Source organism: Nonomuraea sp. LPB2021202275-12-8, assembly GCF_037044575.1.
Lineage (GTDB): Bacteria > Actinomycetota > Actinomycetes > Streptosporangiales > Streptosporangiaceae > Nonomuraea.
The window spans coordinates 24,585-44,670 of record NZ_JBAHWD010000031.1; the positions used below are offsets into that span (position 1 = coordinate 24,585).

Annotated in this window: 22 protein-coding genes and 1 tRNA gene; 13 read left to right on the forward strand and 10 right to left on the reverse strand. The window is 72.9% G+C overall.

What is annotated here, in order from left to right:
• Positions 1–23: 23 nt before the first annotated feature.
• From V5E28_RS37465 to V5E28_RS37480, 4 genes are all read left to right on the forward strand, one after another.
• The gene (locus V5E28_RS37465; protein ID WP_336214169.1) at positions 24–674 is read left to right on the forward strand and encodes an NAD(P)H-binding protein; all 651 of its coding nucleotides are present in this window, start codon (positions 24–26) and stop codon (positions 672–674) included.
• Between the two features lie 74 nt (positions 675–748).
• Positions 749–1,840, forward strand: a complete 1,092-nt coding sequence (locus V5E28_RS37470) for an LLM class flavin-dependent oxidoreductase (protein WP_336214170.1) — start codon at positions 749–751, stop codon at positions 1,838–1,840.
• Between the two features lie 28 nt (positions 1,841–1,868).
• Entirely contained in the window at positions 1,869–2,534 is a 666-nt protein-coding gene (locus tag V5E28_RS37475; RefSeq protein WP_336214173.1) for an FMN reductase, read from the forward strand.
• Between the two features lie 33 nt (positions 2,535–2,567).
• Positions 2,568–3,272, forward strand: a complete 705-nt coding sequence (locus tag V5E28_RS37480) for an SDR family oxidoreductase (RefSeq protein ID WP_336214175.1) — start codon at positions 2,568–2,570, stop codon at positions 3,270–3,272.
• Here the strand turns inward: V5E28_RS37480 and V5E28_RS37485 are convergent.
• Positions 3,235–3,966 carry an SDR family NAD(P)-dependent oxidoreductase gene (locus V5E28_RS37485; protein WP_336214177.1) on the reverse strand — a complete coding sequence of 244 codons (732 nt, stop codon included), beginning with the start codon at positions 3,964–3,966 and terminating at the stop codon, positions 3,235–3,237. The genes V5E28_RS37480 and V5E28_RS37485 overlap by 38 nt on opposite strands.
• Before the next feature lie 81 nt (positions 3,967–4,047).
• Positions 4,048–5,034 (reverse strand): selenide, water dikinase SelD, encoded by a 987-nt coding sequence (gene selD / locus V5E28_RS37490; RefSeq protein ID WP_336214178.1) that lies wholly within the window; start codon positions 5,032–5,034, stop codon positions 4,048–4,050.
• Between the two features lie 18 nt (positions 5,035–5,052).
• On the opposite strand from selD, the gene V5E28_RS37495 reads away from it, so the two are divergent.
• From V5E28_RS37495 to selB, 3 genes are all read left to right on the forward strand, one after another.
• Positions 5,053–5,146: transfer RNA gene (locus V5E28_RS37495), tRNA-Sec, on the forward strand.
• 45 nt (positions 5,147–5,191) lie between these two features.
• A complete protein-coding gene (selA, locus tag V5E28_RS37500) occupies positions 5,192–6,454 on the forward strand; it encodes an L-seryl-tRNA(Sec) selenium transferase (RefSeq protein WP_336214180.1) in 1,263 nt (420 codons plus the stop codon).
• A complete protein-coding gene (selB, locus tag V5E28_RS37505) occupies positions 6,445–8,175 on the forward strand; it encodes a selenocysteine-specific translation elongation factor (RefSeq protein WP_336214181.1) in 1,731 nt (576 codons plus the stop codon). The genes selA and selB overlap by 10 nt, the downstream gene beginning before the upstream one ends.
• Before the next feature lie 45 nt (positions 8,176–8,220).
• On the opposite strand, the gene V5E28_RS37510 is transcribed toward selB, so the two are convergent.
• From V5E28_RS37510 to V5E28_RS37535, 6 genes are all read right to left on the reverse strand, one after another.
• Positions 8,221–8,499, reverse strand: a complete 279-nt coding sequence (locus V5E28_RS37510; RefSeq protein ID WP_336214182.1) for a hypothetical protein — start codon at positions 8,497–8,499, stop codon at positions 8,221–8,223.
• A 1-nt stretch (position 8,500) separates the two neighbouring features.
• Entirely contained in the window at positions 8,501–8,890 is a 390-nt protein-coding gene (locus tag V5E28_RS37515) for a hypothetical protein (RefSeq protein WP_336214184.1), read from the reverse strand.
• A gap of 14 nt (positions 8,891–8,904) precedes the next feature.
• Complete coding sequence (locus V5E28_RS37520; RefSeq protein ID WP_336214185.1) at positions 8,905–9,474, reverse strand: hypothetical protein; 570 nt, start codon at positions 9,472–9,474, stop codon at positions 8,905–8,907.
• Positions 9,475–9,568: 94 nt separating this feature from the next.
• A complete protein-coding gene (locus V5E28_RS37525; protein ID WP_336214187.1) occupies positions 9,569–9,895 on the reverse strand; it encodes a hypothetical protein in 327 nt (108 codons plus the stop codon).
• A complete protein-coding gene (locus V5E28_RS37530; RefSeq protein ID WP_336214188.1) occupies positions 9,892–10,425 on the reverse strand; it encodes a hypothetical protein in 534 nt (177 codons plus the stop codon). The genes V5E28_RS37525 and V5E28_RS37530 overlap by 4 nt, the downstream gene beginning before the upstream one ends.
• 21 nt (positions 10,426–10,446) lie before the next feature.
• Positions 10,447–10,995 (reverse strand): MauE/DoxX family redox-associated membrane protein, encoded by a 549-nt coding sequence (locus V5E28_RS37535; protein ID WP_336214189.1) that lies wholly within the window; start codon positions 10,993–10,995, stop codon positions 10,447–10,449.
• Positions 10,996–11,388: 393 nt separating this feature from the next.
• Here V5E28_RS37535 and V5E28_RS37540 point away from each other — a divergent pair, with 393 nt between their 5' ends.
• From V5E28_RS37540 to V5E28_RS37560, 5 genes are all read left to right on the forward strand, one after another.
• Positions 11,389–11,511, forward strand: a complete 123-nt coding sequence (locus tag V5E28_RS37540; protein ID WP_336214190.1) for a hypothetical protein — start codon at positions 11,389–11,391, stop codon at positions 11,509–11,511.
• A gap of 272 nt (positions 11,512–11,783) precedes the next feature.
• Entirely contained in the window at positions 11,784–13,424 is a 1,641-nt protein-coding gene (locus tag V5E28_RS37545; protein ID WP_336214191.1) for an AfsR/SARP family transcriptional regulator, read from the forward strand.
• Between the two features lie 10 nt (positions 13,425–13,434).
• On the forward strand, positions 13,435–14,559 hold the full coding sequence (locus V5E28_RS37550) for an acyl-CoA dehydrogenase family protein (protein ID WP_336214193.1): 1,125 nt from the start codon (positions 13,435–13,437) through the stop codon (positions 14,557–14,559).
• Complete coding sequence (locus V5E28_RS37555; RefSeq protein WP_336214194.1) at positions 14,556–15,395, forward strand: phosphate/phosphite/phosphonate ABC transporter substrate-binding protein; 840 nt, start codon at positions 14,556–14,558, stop codon at positions 15,393–15,395. The genes V5E28_RS37550 and V5E28_RS37555 overlap by 4 nt, the downstream gene beginning before the upstream one ends.
• Complete coding sequence (locus tag V5E28_RS37560) at positions 15,392–16,591, forward strand: ferritin-like domain-containing protein (RefSeq protein ID WP_336214196.1); 1,200 nt, start codon at positions 15,392–15,394, stop codon at positions 16,589–16,591. The genes V5E28_RS37555 and V5E28_RS37560 overlap by 4 nt, the downstream gene beginning before the upstream one ends.
• Here the strand turns inward: V5E28_RS37560 and V5E28_RS37565 are convergent.
• The gene (locus tag V5E28_RS37565) at positions 16,584–18,311 is read right to left on the reverse strand and encodes an AfsR/SARP family transcriptional regulator (protein ID WP_336214198.1); all 1,728 of its coding nucleotides are present in this window, start codon (positions 18,309–18,311) and stop codon (positions 16,584–16,586) included. The genes V5E28_RS37560 and V5E28_RS37565 overlap by 8 nt on opposite strands.
• Before the next feature lie 311 nt (positions 18,312–18,622).
• Here V5E28_RS37565 and V5E28_RS37570 point away from each other — a divergent pair, with 311 nt between their 5' ends.
• Positions 18,623–19,066 (forward strand): spore-associated protein A, encoded by a 444-nt coding sequence (locus V5E28_RS37570; RefSeq protein ID WP_336214200.1) that lies wholly within the window; start codon positions 18,623–18,625, stop codon positions 19,064–19,066.
• Between the two features lie 43 nt (positions 19,067–19,109).
• On the opposite strand, the gene V5E28_RS37575 is transcribed toward V5E28_RS37570, so the two are convergent.
• Positions 19,110–20,036 (reverse strand): superoxide dismutase, encoded by a 927-nt coding sequence (locus V5E28_RS37575; protein ID WP_336214202.1) that lies wholly within the window; start codon positions 20,034–20,036, stop codon positions 19,110–19,112.
• Between the last annotated feature and the right edge of the window lie 50 nt (positions 20,037–20,086).

Here is a 20,086-nt window from a genome sequence, read left to right on the forward strand (position 1 = left end):
CCCGCCAGGAGAACGGAGCCAGCATGAAGGTGATCATATTCGGCGCCACCGGCATGCTCGGGCAGGGTGTGCTGCGCGAGTGCCTGGCCGACGACCGGGTGCGGGCCGTGCTGACGGTGGGCCGCTCCCCCACCGGCCGGGCGCACGGCAAGCTGCGCGAGATCGTCCACGCCGACCTGCTCGACCTGGCCCCCGTCGAGGCCGAGCTGGCGGGCTTCGACGCGTGCTTCTTCTGCCTGGGCGTCTCCTCCGCGGGCATGGAGGAGGAGTCCTACCGGCGGATCACCTACGACTTCACCCTGTCCGCCGGGACCACGCTGGCGCGGCTCAACCCCGGCTCGACGTTCGTGTACGTGTCCGGGGCCGGCACCGACGCGCAGGGCCGCCGCATGTGGGCCAGAGTGAAGGGGATGACGGAGAACGCGCTGCTGGCCCTGCCGTTCGAGGCGTACATGCTGCGGCCGGGCTACATCCAGCCCATGTACGGCGCCACCTCGCGGACCCCCTTCTACCGGCTGGCGTACGTGGTCGCCAGACCCTTCTACCCTGTGCTGCGGCGGCTGCTGCCGTCGGCGGTGACCACGACCGAGCAGATCGGGCGGGCTATGATCGCGATTGCCGACCACGGGGCGCCGAAGCGCGTCCTCGGCGCGGCGGACATCAACGCCCTTTGACATCCGGAATAACCAGGCAGGCCCTGTCGCTTATATGGCTGTTGAAAGTTCAACAGTATGGGATGGTGACTAAGATGCAGTTCGGGATCTTCAGTGTCGGCGATGTGACCACTGATCCGACCACGGGCAGAACCCCGACCGAGGCCGAGCGGATCAAGGCCATCGTGGCCATCGCGCTCAAGGCCGAAGAGGTCGGGCTCGACGTGTTCGCGACCGGCGAGCACCACAACCCGCCGTTCGTGCCGTCCTCGCCGACGACCATGCTCGGCTACATCGCGGCCAGGACCGAACGGCTCCAGCTCTCCACAGCCACCACCTTGATCACGACCAACGACCCGGTCAAGATCGCCGAGGATTTCGCCATGCTGCAGCACCTGGCGGACGGCCGGGTGGACCTGATGCTCGGCCGTGGCAACACCGGGCCGGTCTACCCCTGGTTCGGCCAGGACATCCGGCAGGGCATCCCGCTCGCCATCGAGAACTACGCGCTGCTGCACAAGCTGTGGCGTGAGGACGTGGTCGACTGGGAGGGCCGCTTCCGCACCCCGCTGCAGGGCTTCACCTCCACCCCGCGCCCGCTCGACGGCGTGCCTCCGTTCGTGTGGCACGGCTCGATCCGCAGCCCCGAGATCGCCGAGCAGGCCGCCTACTACGGTGACGGCTTCTTCGCCAACAACATCTTCTGGCCGAAGGAGCACTTCATCAAGCTGATCAGCCTCTACCGGCAGAGGTACGCCCACTACGGGCACGGCACCGCGGAGCAGGCCGTCGTCGGGCTCGGCGGCCAGGTGTTCGTGCGGAAGAACTCCCAGGACGCCGTCCGCGAGTTCCGCCCCTACTTCGACAACGCCCCCGTGTACGGCCACGGGCCGTCGCTGGAGGACTTCATGGCGGAGACTCCGCTGACCGTGGGCAGCCCGCAGCAGGTCATCGACAAGACCCTGCGCTTCCGCGAGCACTTCGGCGACTACCAGCGCCAGCTGTTCCTCATGGACCACGCCGGGCTGCCGCTCAAGACGGTGCTGGAGCAGCTCGACATCCTCGGCGAGGAGGTCGTGCCGGTGCTGCGGGAGGAGTTCGCCAAGAACCGCCCCGCCACCGTGCCGGACGCCCCGAGCCACGCCTCCCTGCTGGCCGCCCGCACGACCGAGCCCGCCGGCGCCTGACCCGTCAGGGCCCGAAAGGAGATCTTCCATGAAGCTCGTCGTCATCACGGCGGGACTGACCCAGCCCTCCTCCACCCGCCTGCTCGCCGACCGCCTCGCCGAGGCGGCCGGGCAGCGGCTCCACGGCGCGGCCGGCACGACCGTGATCGAGCTGCGCGAGCTCGCCGTCGACATCGCGAACAACTTCGTCACCGGGTTCGCCAACGCCCGGCTGCGCGAGGCCCTCGCGGCCGTGGAGGAGGCCGACGGGCTCATCGCGGTCACCCCGGTGTTCACCGCTTCCTACAGCGGGCTGTTCAAGTCGTTCTTCGACGTCGTCGACAACACCGCGCTGGCGGGCAAGCCGGTGCTGATCGCCGCCACCGGCGGCACGCCCCGCCACTCGCTGGCGCTGGAGCACGCGCTGCGCCCGCTCTTCGCCTACCTGCGCGCCGTGGTCGCGCCGACGGCCGTGTACGCGGCGTCGGAGGACTGGGGCGGAGGCGGTGACGCCTTCACCGACGGCCTGTCGGAAAGGATCTCCCGCGCGGCCGCCGAACTGGCGGACCTCATGCTGCGCCGGGCTCCTGGCCAGGCCGGGGGCGAGCAGCAGGACGTGACCACGGGTCAGACCGACGGCGCGCCCTCCGGCCAGGGGCGGGAGTTCGACGAGGTCATCCCCTTCGAACAGCAACTCGCCGCGCTGCGCCCCTGACGACAGGGCCCGGTCTCTGCCAGGATCGCGGCCATGCGTGATGGGAAGTCGGCCCTCGTGACCGGAGCGGCGGGCGGCATCGGCTCCGCGGTCGTCGGCGCGCTGCGGCAGGACGGCTACCGGGTGCTGGCCCTGGGCAGGGCCAGGCTGGAAGAGCTGGGCGATGTCACCGCGATCCGCGCCGACCTCGCCCGCCCGGAGAAGCTGGCCGCCGCGCTGCCGCCGATCGACGAGCTGGACGCGTTCGTCCACTGTGCCGGGATCGCCGAGGTCGCGGCCACCGCCGACAGCCCGGTCGGGTTGTGGCAGGAGACGCTCAACGTCAACGTCGTGTCGGCCGCCGAGCTGCTCCGCCTGCTCCTGCCCGCGCTGCGGCGCCGCCGCGGCCGGGTGGTGCTGGTCAACGCCGCCCCCGGTCTCGCCGCCGCGGGCTGGCCGGCGTACGCGGCGAGCAAGGCCGCCTTGCGCGAGCTGGCGGACGCCGTACGGGAGGAGGAGCGGTGCCACGGCATCGGCGTCACCACCGTCCACCCGGGCGGCACGGCCACCGAGCTGCTGCGCAAGGTCCGTGCCGCCGCGGGCGTGCCGTACGACCCGGCCCGCTGCCTGCGTCCGGAGACGGTCGCGTCGCTCGTCCTGACGGCCGTCACCGCACCGCCGGACGCCCACCTCACCGAGCTGTCCGTACGGCCGGCCCCCGTCAGATCGCCGACCAGCCCCAGTCCACCGGCAGGATGACGCCGTTGACGTGGGCCGCCGCGTCGGAGGCGAGGAACATGATGGCGGCGGCGATCTGCTCCGGCTCGGCGATCCGGCCCGCGGCGCCGTGGAAGGGCAGCAGCACGTCCATCCCCTCCTGGTTCAGGGACAGGCCGGACATGATCGAGGTGACGACGCCGCCGGGCGCGACGGCGTTGGTGCGGAGGCCGCGCTCGCGGTAGGTGACGGCCAGCGATCTGGTGAGGCCGATCACGCCGTGCTTGGCGGCCGTGTACGCGGCTCCGGCCGCGCTGCCGCGCAGCCCCGCCTCGGAGGCCACGTTCACGATCGTGCCGCCTCCCCCGGCCAGCAGGTGCGGGAGGGCGGCCCGGGTGAGCATGAACGGGGCGGTCAGGTTGATCCGGATGATCCGTTCCCACTCGGCGTCGCCGACCTGGCCGACCGGCGACATGGAGTCCATCACCCCGGCGTTGTTGATGAGCGTCGTGATGCCGCCGAACTCCTCGGCGGCCGTGGCGACCACGCGGTCGACCACGGCCTGCTCGCTGAGGTCGCCCACGACCGTGACCGTCGGGCCGTCTGCCAGCTTCGCCGTCTGCGCGGCGCCTTCGGCGTTGAGGTCGGCGATGAGCACGGGAGCGCCCTGGGCGGCGAACGCCAGGGCGGTGGCCCGCCCGATTCCCGATCCGGCTCCGGTCACGATGACGGCCATGGCACTCCCTGAATCTCGTTCGGGTTATGGAGTCACTGTGAGCCGTTTCGGTACCGTTGCCAAGATCAGCGCCTCTGCGGGTTATTTCACGATCAGGGTGGCTTCGCGACGTACGACGAGTTCGCCGATGACCGGGAACCCGGGGACCTCGCCGGCGACGAGCAGTCCGCCCGAGGTCTGCGCGTCGGCGAGCAGCAGGCGCTCGGTCTCCGGGAGGTCGCCGAAGTCGCATCGGGGCGCCACCCAGTCGAGGTTCCTGCGGGATCCGCCGCTGACGAACCCGTCCCTGACGGCCTCCCGGGCGCCCGCCACGTACGGGACGGCGGCGCTGTCGATCACGGCCGTGACCCCGCTCGCGCGGGCCAGCTTGTAGAGGTGGCCGAGCAGGCCGAAGCCGGTGACGTCGGTGGCGCACACCGCGCCGGCGGCGAGGGCCGCGCGGGAGGCGTCCCGGTTGAGCGTCGTCATCACCGCGACCGCCTCGGGGAACACCTCGCCGGTCGCCTTGTGCCGGGTGTTCAGCACGCCGATGCCGAGGGGCTTGGTCAGGGTGAGCGGGATGCCGGGTGCGCCCGCGTCGACGCGCAGCAGGCGGCGGGGGTCGGCCCGGCCGGTCACGGCGAGCCCGTACTTGGGGTGGGGGTCGTCGATGCTGTGGCCGCCCGCGAGATGGCAGCCGGCCGCCTGCGTGGCCGCGAAGCCGCCGCGCAGCACCTCCCGGGCCAGTTCGAGGGGCAGCACGCCGCGGGGCCAGCCGAGCAGGTTCAGCGCGATGTCGGGCTCGCCGCCGACGGCGTACACGTCGGAGAGCGCGTTGGTGGCGGCGATCCTGCCGAAGTCGTAGGCGTCGTCCACGACGGGGGTGAAGAAGTCGGTCGTGGCCACCGTGGCGTGGCTGTCGGTTCCCATCCGGATCACCGCGGCGTCGTCACCGTGGTCGATCCCCACCAGTAACTCGCCGGGCCCGGCAGAACCGAGCCCGGCGACCAGGGACTCCAGCTCGTCTGGCGGGATCTTGCAACTACAGCCGCCACCGTTGCCGTATTGCGTGAGTCTGATGTTGTTCATGAGACTATGATCACGCTTGGAGGCGTTTAGGTGTCTGGTGGCCCTCCTGGTCTTCAAAACCAGTGGCGCTGAGTATCTCGGCGCGGCGGGTTCGATTCCCGTCCGCCTCCGCTGATCGAGGAGCCGGGAGTTCTCGCGAGTGGATCGACGCAGCTCTGTGCCGCGGACCGACGTCATGCTGGCCGACCACCGGCTGGCCGCCGCCCAGGCGGTGCTCGGGCGCGACCTCGTCAAGACCGCGGTCGCGGGCGCCCAGCAGCGGGTCCGCGAGGGTGCGATCCGTTCCGACGAGGCGGTGGAGGCGGCGCTGACCCTGCTGCCGGCCACCGCCTGCGGCCTCAGGTCCGTCGTCAACGCGACCGGCGTGATCGTGCACACCAACCTGGGCCGGGCTCCGCTCTCCGGCGCCGCCGTCGTGGCGATCAGCACCGCCGCCGGCTATGCCGACGTCGAGTTCGACCTCGCCGGGGGCGGGCGCGCCCGGCGTGGCCGTACGGCGCTCGCCGCGCTGGCGCAGGCCGTACCGGAGGCGGGGGCGGTGCACGTCGTGAACAACAACGCGGCGGCGCTCGTGCTCGCCGCCACGGCCCTGGCGCGGGGCAGGGAGATCGTCATCAGCCGCGGCGAGCTGGTGGAGATCGGCGACGGGTTCCGGCTGCCGGAGCTCCTGGAGACGACCGGCGCCAGGCTGCGCGAGGTCGGCGCCACGAACCGGACCTGCCTGCGCGACTACGCGGACGCCTGCGGCCCCGAGACCGGCTTCATCCTCAAGGTGCACCCGTCCAACTTCCGGATCGAGGGGTTCACCTCGGAGGTCCCGGTCGAGGAACTGGCCACGGTCGGGCCGCCGGTGGTCGCCGACATCGGCTCGGGGCTGCTGCGGCCGGAGCCGCTGCTGCCCCGCGAGCCGGACGCGGCGAGCGCGCTGCGTGGCGGGGCCGCGCTGGTCACCGCCAGCGGCGACAAGCTGCTGGGCGGCCCGCAGGCGGGTCTCCTGCTCGGCGACGCGGACCTGGTGGAACGGCTGCGCCGCCACCCTCTCGCCCGGGCGCTGCGGGTGGACAAGCTCACCCTCGCCGCGCTGGAGGCGACCCTGCGCGGCCCGCGGCCGCCGGTGCACCGATCGCTGCACGCCGGCGTCGGCGAGCTCACCGAGCGCGCGCGGCGCCTGGCCCGGCGCCTCGGTGACCGGGCCGAGGCGGTCGCGACGCAGGCGCGGGTCGGCGGTGGCGGCGCGCCCGGGGTGGAGCTGCCCAGCGCGGGAATCGCGGTCGACGAACGGCTGGCCGCGCGGCTGCGCGCCGGCGATCCGCCCGTGATCGGCCGGGTCTCCGGCGGGCGGCTGATCCTCGACCTGCGCGCGGTGGAGCCCGATCAGGACGAGGTCATCGCGACGGCCGTGGAGCGCCTGTGCGGGTGATCGCCACCGCCGGCCACGTCGACCACGGCAAGTCGACCCTGGTCCGGGCGCTCACCGGGATGGAGCCCGACCGCTGGGCCGAGGAACGCCGCCGGGGCATGACGATCGACCTCGGCTTCGCCTGGACCACCCTGCCCGGCGGTGAGCGGATCGCCTTCGTCGACGTGCCCGGGCACGAGCGGTTCGTCTCCAACATGCTGGCCGGCGTGGGGCCGTGCCCGGCGGTGATGTTCGTCGTCGCCGCCGACGGCGGCTGGCAGGCCCAGTCGGCAGAGCACCTGGCCGCGCTCGACGCTCTGGGCGTACGGCACGGGCTGATCGTCGTCACCCGCTCCGACCTGGCCGATCCGGGGCCGGCCGCCGAGCAGGCCCGGGAGCACTTCGACGGCACGGGGCTGGCGGGAGCGCCGGTCGTGACCGTCAGCGGGCTGACCGGGCAGGGCCTGCCCGAGCTGGAAGCCGCGCTGGCCCGGCTGGCGGCCGCCCTGCCCGGACCGGACCGGGAGGGACCGGTCCGGCTGTGGATCGACCGCGTGTTCACGGTCACGGGAGCCGGGACCGTCGTCACCGGGACGCTCGCCCAGGGCACCCTCCGCACCGGCGACGAGCTGGACGTCGGCGGCCGGCGGGTCAGGGTCCGCGGGCTGCAGAGCCTGACCGAGGAGGTGGAGGCGGCCGGGGCGACCGCGCGCGTGGCCGTCAACCTGCGGGGGGTCGGCAGGGCGGACCTGGCCCGCGGGATGGCGCTGGTCACACCTGACGCCTGGCTGCCGGCGCAGGTCGTCGACGTGCGGCTGGCGCCGGACGTGGGCCGCAGGAACGACGCCACCCTGCACGCCGGCTCGGCGGCGGTTCCCGTCCGGGTCCGCGCCCTGGGCGCCGACACGGCACGGCTCACCCTCAGCCGCCCTCTCCCGCTCAGGGTGGGCGATCGGGGGCTGCTGCGCGAACCGGGCAGGCACGAGATCGTCGCCGGCGTGCGGGTGCTGGACGTCCGCCCCGCTCCGCTGCGGCGCCGGGGCGCCGCGGCGGCCAGGGCCGCCGAGCTCGCCGGGGTGGACGTGCCCGACGCGGCCGCCCTGCTGCGCTGGCACGGTCTGCTGACGGGCTCGGAGCTGACCGCGATGGGCTGCCCGCCGGCGGGCGAGCCGGTGGTGGGCGACTGGTTCGCCGACCCGGAGCACTGGTCGGCGCTGCGGCATCGCCTCGCCGATCTCGTCAGCCGGCGGCCGCCGCTCGATCCGGGGATCACCCTGGAGGCCGCCGCCCAGCTGCTCGGCCTGCCCGACCGGGGGCTCGCCGAAGCGCTGACCGGGCCGCCGCTGGCCGTCCGGGCCGGGCGGATCGTGCCCGCCGGCGCCGGCCTGCCCGCCGCGATCGCGGCGGCGGTCGCCGAGCTGGCCGCGGAACTCGCCGAACGTCCCTTCGACGCCCCGACGGCGGAGCGGCTGGCCGAGCTCGGCCTGACCGGCAAGGCGCTGGCGGCCGCGGTCCGCTCCGGAGCGCTGGTGTCGATCGGCAAGAACGTGGTGCTCCTGCCGGACGCGCTCGACAGGGCGGCGGGCACGCTGGCGCGGCTGCCGTCGCCCTTCACCGTCAGCGACGCGCGCCTGGCCCTGGCGACCAGCCGCCGCGTCGTGCTGCCCGTCCTGGAATGCCTCGACAGCCGGGGCGTCACCCGGCGCGTCAGCAACGACCTGCGGGCCTTCCGCTCCTCATGACCGGCGAGGGGCACGACCGGACGGCCGCGCCCCCGAGGACCGGGTTCAGTTGGCGAGCGTCAGCCCGTACTGGGGCTTGATGGCGCTCACGTGCACGACGCCGCTCTCGTCGGCGTACACCTCGACGATCTCGTTGGTGTACTGGAACGACTCGCCGCTGGTGAGCTGGAGAGCCGGATCCACGTTGACGGTTTCCATGCCGAAGAACCTGGCGTAGATGTTGTCCGGCTGCCCGTTGGTGATGGCGGTGCAGATCGCCACCGTCGTCGTCCCGTCCTCTCTCCTGCTCAGTACGGCATGGCCGCGTTCGGTTCCTGAGGGCATCTCAGCCTTCCTTTCGATCGGATCGCGAAGGTAGGGGGTGAAGCGGCGAGCGTGGTTCCGAGGGGCTGCGGAACATCACCCGCCGCCAGTCGCCGGCGAAGCAGAAGACTCCGGAGCTGGTCCTGACTCCCAGGGAGCCGGGGACCCGCACCGCCGCCACATGCTGGCGGACCTCCCCCATGGAGTAGACGCTGTCGAGGTCCTTCCACAGCGTGATGCTGAGCAGGGTGGCGTCGCGCCAGTCCACCAGCGTCTTGACTCCGATCAGGCCGCCGGCCAGGCGCCGCGCGTGGCGCTTCACGCGCCCGTGCAGCAGGAGCATCGCCACCAGCTTCATCCGGCTGCCGCATTCGAAGCGGGTGACGATCACCTGGCCCAGATCGGGCCGCATCTCTAGTAGTGGATCTACCCTCCCCACGCCTGGATCGCCGTCAGGAGAGCCAGAATCAGCAAGGCCACCCCGGACACCCGCCTGATGATCGTCACCCACTGGTGCTCCTTCCTGCTGACCAGCAGGTCTGACGTGCGTTCGCTCATGCTCCACGCCGTGACCACGACGGACGCGATCAGAGCGACTCCCACCAGGACGCCCGCCGCCGCCGTCGGCTCCAGCAGGACGACCGCCGTGACCGACACCCAGATCAGCGAGGCCACCTTCTGCGTGGTGACGAGGAGGCCGAGGTCGAAGCCCCAGGTAAGGCCGAGCATCCCCGGCGAGAGCCGGTGCACGAACCGCTGGGGCACCTGCCGCCACACGTGCGGGGTTCTGTTGGCCAGGTCGGCCAGCCCGAACCCGGCGCTCACCGCCGCCAGCGACCACAGGCGGACGGACATGGGGAGGATCGCCTGTACGGCGCTGCCCGCGATGTAGGCGAGCACGGCGAGTACCGCTCCAGCCGCGGTCCCGCCCACGGCGAGACCGGCCAGGAAGCGAATCCCATGCGCCCTGTCGCGGCGCAGCATGGGACCGGCCACCCCGGCCATCGAACGGCCTCAAGGGCTGAGCACCTGCAAGATGGCGCCCACAGCGCCGATGATGATCCAGCGGGTCACGGCTCGCCATCCTCCGTCAGACGTAGAAGCAGCCGCCGGCGGACTTCACGCCCGACGGGCAGCCGCCGCTCTTGGTCTCGCAGCACTGGCACTGGATGCGTGCCTCGGCGGTGCAGTACCACAGGTAGTGGCCGCTGTAGCTCTTGCACGAGTTGAGCGAGATGGACGGTGACTTGCACAGGTGGCAGCACCTCCACGCGACCGCCGCCTGCGCCGCCTCCGGCCGGCCGAAGATCACGGCGGCGGTGGTGAGCCCGGTGGCGCCGATTCCGCCCAGGAAGCGCCGCCGCCGCACCGGTTCTCTGGGACCGCCTTCGGTGGTCCTGTCGCGGGTGAATCTCATACGACCTCCTTCTGCTGCTGCAGGTTGCTCCGCAGCGACGAGACATCGTTGAAGACGTACGCGGAGGCCAGCAGCCCCGAGCGCACGACCACTGCCGTCGGGCTCTGCTGGACGCCGAGCTCCTCTCGGGACCAGTCACCGCCCTCGTCGACGAAGTGCGGGAAGCCCTGCAGATCGAAGTCGGCGATGAAGCTCTCTCCGGTCTGCCGGCCCGCGGTGGAGATGACCAGGCCGACTCCCTCCCAGTCGGAGTGACCGGGGTCGGAGCTCAGTTGCGTGGCGACGTCGCGGCAGGATTCGCACGACGTGCTGAGCACCAGCAGGGTCGCGTCGCCGGAGTCGGGCATCCCGGTGGGCCATACGTCGACGGCCCGGCCGATCTGCGCGTCCTCCAGCGGTTCGACCCGTGTGTCGCGCCGGTGCGCGGACGCGGGATCGGGCACTCGTGAGGCGAGCTCGCCGAACATCGCGAACAGCACCACGATCGCCGCCGCCATCACGAGCAGCGCGAAGCCGAATACGACCAGCATGGATCCGCTTCCTTTCCGGATTCAGTGGGTGGGCTTCGGACGGCGAAGCCGTACCACGAGATGACGGCGCACGACCCGGCGGTGCGTGTAGCCGCAGAGCAGCAGGGTGCCCGTGGCGGCCAGCATCAGCGCGCCGGCTGTGTAGTCGGTAGGGGTCGCCGGCCCGTTCGCCGCGTTGAGCGGGAGGACGGTGGCGAGCAGGACGCCCAGGGCGACGTTCGTCCAGCCGAGCGGTTGCCTGTCGGACGCGCCGAAGCAGCCGCACGGTGTGCTGCTGCCGCGCAGTTTGCCGAGCAGGCCGAAGGCGGCGAAGCCGGCACCGAGCAGCGTGGCCAGGAGCGCGGCCGCCATCCGCGTGGGGGCGAGGAGGAGCGCCGCCGCCGCGGCGATCTCGACCGCCGCCAGCACGCGCACCATGACCGGCGCGTTCGCCCCGGCGAATGACGGAACCACTTCGGTGAGCGCTCGGCGCAGCACGTCGGGCGCGACCGCCTTGGCCAGTCCGGAATTGAGCAACAGGGCGGCTGCCGCCGCGTTCGCGCAGGTCAGAAGCCATTCATTCAGACCCAATTGAGCACCTTTTCCGGCATGGGAAAGCGAGGAGAAATGTCCGGGGCGGGAGGGTGTGGTCGGCGCACTCAGCGCTTACAAATCGGTGTAAGCCGTAACTTTGCGCTGATCGTAAATCAGGGTCAAACCCCGAGCAAGACCCGGGAAGGGCGTGGCCGCCGGGGCCGCCGGTCTGGGAAGGCCGATGAAATCGAATGGAAAGCCCGGCATGTGAATCACGGGCAGCGCCCGCCAGGACGAGGAGAACCCCCCGCACGAGTTCGAGGCCGCCGCGGCGGCGAGCGGGCGGCGCCTGTTCGAGTTCTCCGTGCTCCCGCGCGGTGGCCGCCACCGTGGGGCCGGAGGAAAGGGCGAGGAAAGAAGCAGGAAAGCGCGGGCGTCGATGATGCCCCCATGAGATCCACAGCAGGCGTCGCGCGCGGCTGGGCGAGCGCCCTCGTCTTCCCGGGCGGATCCATGACTGCGCTCGTCCTGGCCGGGACGGTCGCCGGCCACGCGACGTCGGGCTCGGTTTGAAGCCGCACCTCAGCAGGGTTGCTGACCTCGCCGGTCCGGCGGGGAACGAGGAACGCCCACTGCTACCGGCGGCGTCTGCCTCCCGGCTGCGTCATCGCCGGGCCGGACGGGAGCCGAGCGCCGCGGTCCGGCCTGGAGAGGGTGACGGCGCTCACGGTCCGGTCCGCGGTGCGGCCAGGCGACGCCGCCGGCAGGAGCGTGTGCCGGCTCGGCATGATCGTCACGCCCGCCGTTCCCGTCGCCGCGGTTTCGTGGCCGGGGGGTGCGTTCTGATGGCCTCGGGCTCCGTCGGCGTGCTGGGCCCCGTGGGTCTGCTCTCCTCCGGCGGGCTGGTCAGTCCCCGGCCCCCGGTCCTCCGGGCGCTGCTCGGCACGCTGGCCGCGCACGCGCCGGAGCCGGTGCCCGCGGCTCTCCTCACGAGCACGATCTGGGAGCAGGACTGCCCGGCCCATCCGAAGGCGACCCTCCATCTGGCGGTCCACCGGCTGCGCCGATGGCTGGAGGAGCAGCCCGGCGAGGTCGCCCTCGTCACCGGCTCGGACGGCTACCGGCTCGACCTGAACGGCGGCACGACGGATCTGGCCGAGTTCCGCACGCTCACGGCGACTCCCGGCGGCGACGAGGCGGGCCTGCACCGGGCGCTGGCACTCTGGCGGGGGCGCCCGTTCGCCGACGTCCCCGGGCACCGGGTCGACACCGAGCTGGTCGAGGCGTTGCTGGCCGAACGCCAGGCGGTGATCCGCCGGTACGCCAGGTCCGCGCTCGGCGCGGGGCGGCTCACGTCGGCCGAGTCGCTGCTCAGGTCGGCGTGCCAGGCGGACCCGCTCGACGAGGAGGCGCACGCGCTGCTGATCGAGTCGCTGTCCGGACTGGGCCGGACGGCCGCGGCCCTGGCCGTCTACGACCGCGTCAGGCGGCGGCTGTCCGCCGAGCTCGGGATGAGCCCGGGCAGCCAGCTCCGGCTGGCCCACCAGCGGGTGCTGAACCGGCCGGCGAACGGGTCCGGCTCGCCCGGCGGCCCTGCTCCGGTGTTCCTGACCGGACGGCGGGAAGCCCTGGAGTCGCTCGCCGGCGGGCTCTGCCGTGAGCGGATCGTCACGCTCACCGGGCCACCGGGTGCCGGCAAGTCCGCGCTCGCGCTGGCGGCCGCGAACGCGGCGGCGCTCCGGCTGGAGTGCGCGGTGACGGTCATGGACCTGGAGGCGCAGAGCGTCAGCCACCTGGGCGAGCTCCCCGGCGGGCCGCACATCCTCCTGCTCGCCAGGTGCGACGGGCAGGTCGCCGACGTGAAGCGGGCGATCCACGCCCTGACCGGGTCCGCTCCCGGCCTCGTCGTGCTCGCCACCGCCGCCGGCGTGCTCGGCATGCCGGGCGAGGTCCCCGTGGCGGTCGGGCCGCTCGAACCGGCTGCCGCGGAGGAGCTGCTCATCCGCCGGGCCGCCGCGTTCCTGCCCAGCACGTTCCACGGTCCGGACGCCCGGCACTGGGTCGATCTCATCCTCGCCAGGACGGGCGGCCTGCCCAGCGCGATCGAGATCGCCGCCTCGCTGCTCAGGACGCTCGCGCCTGACAGCCTCGCCGGTGTCCTGACCAGGGACGCCCGGGTGCTGCTCGACGGCAGGGACGCCACCGGCACCACGCTGGCCGCGCGGATCCAGCGGGCGCACCGCACGCTGGCGGAGCGTGAACAGCTCCTGCTGGCCCGCTTCGCGCGGCTGCCCGAGGAGTTCGGCCTGGCCGACGCGGAGTCCGGCTGCGCCTCCGAGCCCCTGAGCGCGAGCGCGGTCGTCCGCGGCCTCATCAGGCTCGTCGACCAGTCCTTCGTGCAGCCCGTCGACCACCCGCACGGGCGGCGGTACCGAATCCTCGAACCGATCCGCCGCTTCGTGGCGGAACACACCGAACATGAGTGAAAGGGACTATATGCACACCGCAGTCTCCGGCGTGATCGCGGACGTGGTCGCTCCCTCCGCGGCCCAGGCCGACCGGACCGGGGAGTTCCCGCGCGCCTCCGTCGAGGCCCTGGCCAAGGCCGGGCTGCTCGGCCTGACCAGCGGCGTGGAGGTGGGCGGCGGTGGGCAGGGACTCAGGGCCGCCGCCGAGGTCGTCACCGAGCTCGCCGCGGCCTGCGGATCCACCGCGATGATCACCCTCATGCACTACTCGGCCACCGCGGCGATCGAGGCGCACGGCCCGGCCGAGGTGCGCCGGGCCATCGCGGAGGGCCGCTTCCTGGCCATGCTGGCGTTCTCCGAGGCCGGTTCGCGCAGCCACTTCTGGGCGCCGCTGAGCACCGCCGAGGACGACGGGGGCGAGATCCGGCTCGACGCGCGCAAGAGCTTCGTCACCGCGGCGGGCGAAGCCGACGGGTACGTCTGGTCGAGCCGGCCCCTGTCCGGCGACGGCCCCATGACGCTGTGGCTGGTGCCCCGCGACGCGGCCGGGCTGACGGTCAGCGGCTCCTACGACGGTCTCGGCCTGCGCGCCAACGCCTCCAGCCCGATGGCGGCCGAGGGGGTTCGCGTCCCAGCCGGCGCCATGCTGGGCACGGACGGGGACGGGCTGGACATCGCGCTCGCCACCGTGCTGCCCACCTTCCTGGTGCTCAACGCCGCCTGCTCCCTGGGCGTCATCGAGGCGCTGGCGGCCAGGGCCCACGAGCACCTGGCCACGACCAACCTGGCCCACCTGGGGCAGCGGCTGGCGGACCAGCTCCCGGCCAGGTCCTCGTACGCCCGCATCCGCACCAGGGCCGACCAGACCCGGGCGTTCCTGAACGACACCCTCACCGCGCTCGAGTCCGGGCGCGAGGACGCCATGCTACGAGTCCTGCAGGTGAAGGCCGTCGCGGCGGAGGCGGCGGTCGAGATCGGCGACGAGGTCATGCGGCTCTGCGGCGGATCGGCGCTGCGGCGGGACCTCGGCATCGAGCGGCACTTCCGCGACGCCCTGGCCGCCCGGGTCATGGCTCCCACCACGGAGGCGCTGCACGACTTCGTGGGCAGGATCTCCTTCGGCCTGCCGCTGCTCGACGGAGGCGCGTCGTGACGCTCGTCATGGGAGCGGTGGCCTACGACGCGAAGGTGGTGCCGATCTGGACGGGGTTCCGCTCCTGGCTCGTGCGCAACGGCCTGCCGTTCGACTTCGTGCTCTACTCCAACTACGAGCGGCAGGTCGAGGATCTCGTCGCCGGACGCATCCACGCCGCCTGGAACTCGCCGCTGGCCTGGGTCCGCGCCCGGCGGCTGGCCGCCGCCGCCGGCCGCTCGGTGCGTCCCCTGGTGATGCGCGACACCGACCGCGATCTGCGCTCCGTCGTGGTCGTGCGCGCCGACTCCGGCATCGCCTCCGTGGACGACCTCAAGGGGCAGGTCGTGGGCGCCGGAGCCGTCGACTCGCCGCAGGCCACACTCCTGCCGCTGCAACACCTGCGCGACGCGGGGGCGCGGTTCGAGGTACGCCGCTTCGAGGTGGGGGTGGGCCTGCACGGCGACCACATCGGCGGAGAGCGTGACGCCGCCCGGGCGCTGCTGTCCGGCGAGGTGGCCGCGGCCTGCATGGTCGACGCCAACCACCTGCTCTTCAGCCGCGAGGGCACGCTGCCTCCCGGCGCCACCCGGATCCTCGCCGGCACGGCGGCCTACGACCACTGCAACATGACCGTCGCCGACTCCGCGCCGGAGGAACCCGTCCGCCGGTTCGGCGAGCTGCTCACCGGCATGTCCTACGCCGACCCGGAGGTGCGTCCCCTCCTCGATCTGGAGGGCCTCACCTCCTGGGAAGAGGGCCGTACGAGCGGATACGGCGCGCTGGAGGCCGCGGTGGACGCGAGCGGCTTCTACGACCGGGCCGGCCGGATCACCGCCGACGGTTACCGGCCGTGACAGGCCCGGCCCTCGACCTGCGGGACGTGGGGTTCGATCGGGGCGCGCACCTCCTGCTGCGCCGGGAGCTGGCACTGCTGCCCGTCGGCGGCCGGCTCGCGGTCGCCGGGACGCACGAGGCGCTCGTCGTGCACCTGGCCGCGTGGTGCCGCCGGGAGGGCCACGACCTGCTCCCGGGGGACGAACGTGATGGCCGGGTGCGCGCGTGGGTCGTCCGCGGCCGGGCCGGGCACGACCGGTGGGCCGGCGCGGAACGGGCCGGTGGATCCTCACCCGCCGGCCTGGTCGCCCGCCCCCCCTCCCACTGGGGACTGGCGGCCCGTGGCGCCCTGGTCGAGTCGGGCGGCCCGGCGGTCCCCTTCGACTTCGACCGCAAGGAGACCGTGTGGTCCGAGCTGGCGCCGAAACTGTACCTGCAGGCGGTGGCCCGGCAGTGGGATCCGGTGGCGGCCGTCGCCTGGGACACCCCGTTCGAGCTGCCCGCCGAGATCGAGGCGGCGGTCGTCCAGGTGATGACCTACCTGGTGGAGAACGAACAGGCCGCCCTGGTCATCCCGGCACGGCTGCTGGCCCGGGTGCACCCGCACTTCCGGGAGGTGATGCAGCTGCTGGCCGTGCAGGCGGCGGACGAGGCCCGGCATGTCGAGGTGTTCACCCGCCGGGCGACGCTGAGAGGCGAGGAGCTCGGGACCTCCTCCGCCGGCGGGCGCGCCTCCCTGATGTCGCTGCTGGCCGAGCCCGACTTCTCCCTCGCCTCGTTCCTGCTGTCGGTGCTCGGCGAGGGCAGCTTCCTCAACCTGCTGTCCTTCCTGGACCGGCACGCGCCCGACCCGGTCACCCGGCGGATCGTCGCCCTGGCCCACCAGGACGAGGCCCGTCACGTGGCATTCGGCATCGCCCATCTGGAAGAGCAGGCCCGCGCCGATCCCGCCTTCCGGGGCAAGCTCAGAGGAGCGATCGAACGGCGGCACGACGCGCTGGCCGACACCGCCGGCATCAACGCGGACGTGCTGGACGCCCTGACGGTGCTGGCGGCCGGCGAGTGGAGTCCCGCCGCGATCGCCCGGGGGCACGCGGCGGTCCAGCTGCTGCAGACGGAGATGTTCGAAGGGCGCAGGAACCGCCTGATCCGTCTCGGCTTCCCGCCTGACGAGGCCGCCGACCTGGCCGCCCTGCACACCCGCAACTTCATGTGAGAGCCGGTCGCGGCGTACCGTCTCGCGGTCTCACGGCCGTCAGCGCCACCGGCTCCGCGTACCGGTGGGCGATCATCGCTCTGATCGGGCAGAGCAGCCGGTACCTGCGGCCCGCCCGGGCCTCGAAGGGCAGCACCAGGCCGCGGTCCACCAACGCCGCCAGCGAGTTGAGCACCGTCCCCCATTCGACCGGCCGCGGCGTACCGGGCCCGCCGGTTTCCTCCACCCAGTCCGCGCCGATGTCCTCCAGGGCGAAGTCGCGGCGCAGGCCGGTCAGCCTGAGCAGCATGGCCCGCTGGGGCGTGATGAGCTCGCGCCAGACCAGGTCCAGGCCGGCGGTGAAGCGTACGGCCGACGGGTTGGCGCCGTCGACGAGCGCGCCCAGATCCGCGGCCGCGTGCCGGGCCAGCTCCCGCAGCGGGAAGGTCCGCAGCAGGGAGGCGAGGCTCTCGACGACGGCGGGCAGCCCGTCCGCCTGCCGGCACAGCTCGCGCACATAGGGCTGCTCCCGCGCCGACAGGACCAGCCCCGGCACGGCCTCGCCGGCCCGCCGGCGGAACAGCAGCTCCGCCGGGGCGGGATCGAGCGGCCGCAGTGCCCAGATGACCTCCCCCGAGATGCCGAGCGGGCGGGCCGCGGCCACCAGGACGGCCTGCGGGCGGCGCTCCCGGATCAGCTGCTCGACGACACCGCGAACCCGGCCGGAGGCGCAGGGGCCGCTGTCGATCACCAGCATGGCGTTCTCCGGTTCCGGGACCGCCTCCGGCGCCGGCCCGTCCGCGGTCAGACGCAGGTGGCGGACGCCGGCGAAGCCGCTCCCGGCGGCGTCGGCCGCGAACCTCGCGGCGAAACTGGCCTTGCCCACGCCGGGCGGCCCGATGACCGTGACGACGCGATGCTCGGCGAGCAGCTCGGCCATCCGCGCCAGCTCCTCCTGCCGGCCCAGCAGGTGGTCGGGGCCCGGGCGGCGCGTGCGGAGGGCGCCGGCGCCCCGCCTGTCGTGCTGCGGCGGCTCGTCCAGGCAGGCCAGGTGCGCCTGTCGCAGGAGCGTCCCCGGCCCGATGCCCAGCTCCGTCGCCAGCCGCCGCCGGATCCCGTCGTACACCAGTGCCGCCGCGCCCTGCCTGCCGGCGGCCACGAGCGCCTCGATCAGGATCGCGTGCGCCGCCTCGTCCAGCGACTCGGCATGGCACAGCGGCTCGGCCAGCGCGACCGCGGCCGCGGGAGACCCCTGGTCCATCGCCGCGCGGGCGGCGCGGATGGTCACCGCGTCGCGCTCGCTGAGGAGCGCGTCCACCAGGCGGCTGTCGCACCGCTTGCCCGGGACGTTGGCGAACGGGCGCCCGCGCCACAGGGCCAGCGCCTTTGACAGCGATTCGAACGACGCTCCGGATCCGGCCGTCCACTCGCGGAACAGCACCAGGTCGGTGCGGTCCGCGTCGAGGCGGTAGCCGGCGTCCGTCGTGGCGATCCCGACCTGCGTCCCGTTCGCGCGCAGGTAGTTGCGCAGCCTGGACATCGCCAGGTGCAGGGCGCTTCGCGGGGCGTGCGGCGGGTCGTGCCGCCACAGCACGCCCATCAGGTATTCGGGGGACAGCGGCGCCTGTGCCGCCGCCACCAGTCCCAGCAGGGCCCGGAGCAACGGAGCCTGCGGGCTGTGCAGAACTCCGTCCCTCATCAGGCCGACCGTGCCCAGCACTGCGACGTACTCTTCGCTCATCTGTGCCCGTTCTCCGAACTGACAACGATTACAGCGGACATAAACGATCAGGACAACCCAGAAGCCCAATTACTTGACGCCCGACTTGACCATGATCGTAGGAAGAGCGGCAAATGTGAACCCTCATCCTCGCAGCGAAAGGCCCGATCCGACAGGCGATCTTTCCGTACGGTTTCCGCCGCCTGTCCGCATCCCCGATTGCGTCGATAGTCCGATTCATCGCTCTGGGAGGGGGTTGACCAGCCCAGCCGCCCCCATGATCGTCTACGGCGACGGCCGTGATGCGGCCGCCCTATCGAAAGGTGTCAACCGTGGACGTAGGACGCATCTCCGCTCGGGCTCTGGTGACGGCGGCCGCCGCCGCGCTCCTCCTCCAGGCCGTTCCGGCCGGGGCCACCCCCACCGCCGCCGCCACGCCGCAGAGTGTGTGCGGCTCCGGGTACCGGGTCATCGACTCGCTGCCGATCAGCACGGGCAAGTTGTGGGCGACGGTCTACCTGCTCTACAACGGCGGCAACGGCTACAACTGCGTGGTCACCATGAAGGCGACGGACCTCGGCACCGCCACCTACACCGAGGCCCGCATCCAGGTGTCGGGATCCAGCACCATCCACCGCGACCGCGGCAACTTCACCACCTACGCCGGTCCCGTGCGGGTGAACGCGGCCGGCAAGTGCGTGCAGTACGGCGGCATCGCCTCGGACCGGGCAGGTCAGCGCTTCCAGTCGCTGAGCTCGTGGGGACACTGCGGCTGAAGGTTCGCGGTCGGCGGGTGGCTCGCGGGGAGCCACCCGCGGATCAGCGCCTGGCCCTGATCGAGACGACGTCGTACGTCGTGTCGGGGGTGGGCGGGGTGGTGAAGCGGGCGTTGGGCAGGTAGAGGCGGTTGCCGAAGGCCGCCACCGTGGTCGGGACGTCGAAGCGCTCGTCGGTGAGCCGGTCGGTGACGCGGCCGGAGGAGCCGTCGGCGCTCAGCCTGAGCACCGCGACCGTGTTGAGCCGGTTCTGCACCACGTAGAGCGTGCGGCCGGACAGCAGCAGGCCGTCGCCGTTGGTGAGCACCTCGCCGCCGAGGTCCACCTCGGTGGTGACGCCGGTGCGGGGGTCGGCCTTGAAGAGCTTGCCGGTGTTGGACTGCACGACGAGCAGGTTCCTGCCGTCCGGCGTGGGCGCGATGCCGTTGGCGTTGGTGCCGGTGGCGTACTGGATGGCGCCGGTGAGCGGGATCGTGTCGGCCTGGGCGGGCAGTGAGCCGCGGCGGCCCAGCGGCAGCCTGTAGAGCACGGGGTTGGCCGAGTCGGTGATCCAGGCGGCGTCCGCGGTGAGCAGGACGTCGTTGACGAACGAGGTGCCGGTCGCCAGGGTGTAGGACTTGATCACCGCGCCGGTGCGCAGGTCGATCACGCGGGCGTTGCCGGCGTTGCCGCCGGCCACGAAGAGCCGGCCGCGCCGGTCGGACTTGAGGCCGAGCGAGGGCGTGCCGGGACCGGTGCTGATGATCTTGCCCTTGCCGGTGCGCAGGTCGGCCCGGTAGATGGAGCCGGTCGCGCGGGACCCGAAGTAGGCCGCGGGGCCCGGCCCGATCTCGATCCCCTCCGGCTGGAACCCGTTGGGCAGCGCGAAGGTGTCGGGGAACGTGGCCGCCCGCGCGGGACCGGTCAGCGGACCCGTCAGCAAGCAGGCGAGCACTGCGCAGAGCGCGGTCTTGAGGATCGCTGGTCTCATGCGGCCCACGATCCCTCTGCCCGCAGCCGCCGCAAAGGCCCAAGCGGCGG